Source organism: Burkholderia sp. Se-20378 (assembly GCF_017104665.1).
Classification (GTDB): domain Bacteria; phylum Pseudomonadota; class Gammaproteobacteria; order Burkholderiales; family Burkholderiaceae; genus Burkholderia; species Burkholderia lata.
In genome coordinates this window covers 1-1,006 of record NZ_JAAGPG010001173.1, presented here as the reverse complement: position 1 = coordinate 1,006, position 1,006 = coordinate 1, and the positions used below count along the sequence as shown (strand labels likewise).

General features: G+C 70.9%; 1 protein-coding gene. It reads left to right on the top strand.

Annotation, left to right across the window (positions count from 1 at the left end; all coding sequences use genetic code 11):
* Positions 1-1,006 (top strand): FUSC family protein (locus G3N93_RS40835; protein WP_206135615.1); only part of this gene is annotated, 1,006 nt, incomplete at both ends.

The window sequence follows — 1,006 nt, the reverse complement described above, 5'->3', positions numbered from 1 at the left end:
CGGCGGCACGCCGGACCCGCTGGTCGCCGATGCCGCGCAGGTGCTCGACGGGGTGGCGGCGTCGGGCGAAGCGGGATCCGAATTGACCGCGTTGCGTACCCGCGTGGACGACGCGGTACGCGCCGAGGCCACATACCCCGCCGGTTCGGACCCGTCGCGCCTGCTCACGCTCGACCGGCTGGCAGCGCTGCTTGCCGGGTTCGACGCCGCCTTTGCGGGCAAGGCACAGCTGGAGCGGCCGAATCCGACGGCATCGCGCGTGCACTATGCGTTTCACCACGATCCGGTGCTTGCGTGGCACAACGGGATTCGCGCGTTCATCGCGGTGCTGGTCGCGTCGGCGCTCTGGATCGTCACCGCGTGGCCGTCGGGCGCCGGGTTCGTCGCGATCACCGGCGTGGTCTGCGCGCTGTTCTCGACGCGCCCGAACTCGGTGGGCGCGACCGTCGGCTTCCTGAAAGGGGCGGCCTGCGCGGCGGCCGCGGGGGCCCTCTGTAATTTCGTGCTGTTGCCGGCGGTGTCGGGCTTCGAGATGCTCGCGTACATCCTCGGCGTGTTCATGATCGGCACCGGCATCGCGATGCGCAATCCGCGCACGGCCGGCATCGGCAGCGGCTTCTCGATCTTCTTCTGGAATTTCACGTCGCCGGACAATACGGCGCGCATCGGCGACGCCGCGTTTCTCAATTCGGCGCTCGCCACGCTGCTTGGCATCGCGTTCGGGGCGCTGGTGTTCTCGCTCGTATTTCCCGGCGATCCCGGCACGAGCCGGCGGCGCCTGCATCGCGCGGTGCGCGACGACCTGGTGCGCATCGCGCGCAATCCACGGGCGTGGCGGGCGAGTGCGTGGCTGAGCCGTACGGCCGACCGTCTCGGGCGTGAACTCGGTTTCGCGGGCCGTCTGCCGCCTGGCCTGATCGAGCGCGACCTGCGCGATCTGCTCGCGGCCTGGACGATCGTCGACAGCCTGCTGGCGCTGGCCGACCTGGCTGCTCGCGAGCCGGCG